This window comes from Vibrio sp. 10N.261.52.A1 (assembly GCF_002876325.1).
Lineage (GTDB): Bacteria > Pseudomonadota > Gammaproteobacteria > Enterobacterales > Vibrionaceae > Vibrio > Vibrio chagasii.
This window is the reverse complement of sequence record NZ_MCYD01000993.1, coordinates 1-1,298: the sequence shown is the minus strand read 5'-3', so window position 1 is coordinate 1,298 and position 1,298 is coordinate 1. Positions and strand designations below refer to the sequence as shown.

Sequence of the window (1,298 nt, the reverse complement as noted above, 5' to 3'; positions counted from 1 at the left end):
GATAAGCTCTACACGGGGCATTGCACCGGAAAAAAAGCATATAAGTTGTTAAAAGAAGTATTGGGAGAACGCCTGGAGGCGATTCCAACAGGTAGCTGTATCATTGTGTAGTTACTCTCAAACTGGTTCCAATCAAATGTCATTTTGAAGGAGTGGGGATGGCAATTTTGTTATATAGCGCAAAGGGCTCGAATAGCTCTGAACGGGTAGAGTGGGCGCTCAATTTCAAGCGCATAGCTTACGATAGAATTGAAGTTAGCTCTAATGAACTAACGACAACATACCTCGATATAAATCCGTTTGGTTATGTTCCGGCACTTTCGGTTGATGGTTTAATTTACTCTGAATCGATGGCAATCATTGAGTACCTTGAAGAACGCTTTCCTAATCCGAGTTTGTTTGGAAAAAACCTAGATGAAAAAACTCACATTCGTCGAGTTTGTGAATACGTGAATAGCAGCATCCATTCTCCTCAAAATAGAACAGTATTGCGATTTCTACGCCCGCAGTTATGTGAGCAGTCAAAGCGCGAACTGCGTGGAGACTGGATTATGCAATGTCTAGAAAAGTTAAGTACGTCGATTTGCCTTAAATCAGGGTTCGCTGTGGGGGTGGATTTTAGCGCAGCGGATATCTTTGTAGCTTCAATTTATAAAAAGGCGTTACAACACGGTTGTGAAAGAGATAATTTCTATGACGGGCATTTGAAGTACCTCCTTGAAAATGAGAGTGTTAAGCTTTCAGAGCCACAAGGCTGATAAGCCTTTAGCGAATGATTCAAAAGGTCCAACGCTTAGACGCATGTTGAGTTTCTTCAAGAGGAAAGAAATGGAGTTAAAGTGTCACTGCGGTAATGTTAGCTTGGTGTTGGACTCACTCCCTGAGGAGGTTGGTGAGTGCAATTGTTCGATTTGTCGTCGTTATGCCGCAGCTTGGGCGTACTTCTCTCCAGACCAAGTTCAAATCAGTATGAAGGAAGATACGGATTTTTACTGTTGGGGAGACAAAGAAGTAGAGTTTCACCGTTGTAACTCATGTGGGTGCCTGACGCACTATGTAACAACGGAGAAATGCTCCGAGGATATTTTGGCAGTAAATATGAGAATGGCTGAAAATGAAGTTATCTCGCGTATTCCTGTTCGTAAGATCAATGGTGCTTCCTACTAGTCATCCAATAACACAAGGCGATGAGGAATTATGGCTCAAATCTACTACGAATGTGGTTTGGTTTAAGCAAACTACCTGATGCGTATATTCGATAGCCTTATTGTTTGTTCGGTACATAAAGAGTCTGGGGT

2 protein-coding genes and 1 pseudogene are annotated in these 1,298 nt (G+C 42.2%); all 3 read left to right on the top strand.

What is annotated here, in order from left to right; all coding sequences use genetic code 11:
- Positions 1 to 111 (top strand): annotated as a pseudogene (locus BCT81_RS29825) (MBL fold metallo-hydrolase); the annotation flags it as partial.
- A gap of 47 nt (positions 112 to 158) precedes the next feature.
- Positions 159 to 758 carry a glutathione S-transferase N-terminal domain-containing protein gene (locus BCT81_RS21555; protein ID WP_102425783.1) on the top strand — a complete coding sequence of 200 codons (600 nt, stop codon included), beginning with the start codon at positions 159 to 161 and terminating at the stop codon, positions 756 to 758.
- 70 nt (positions 759 to 828) lie between these two features.
- The gene (locus tag BCT81_RS21550) at positions 829 to 1,167 is read left to right on the top strand and encodes an aldehyde-activating protein (protein WP_102425782.1); all 339 of its coding nucleotides are present in this window, start codon (positions 829 to 831) and stop codon (positions 1,165 to 1,167) included.
- Positions 1,168 to 1,298 lie beyond the last annotated feature (131 nt).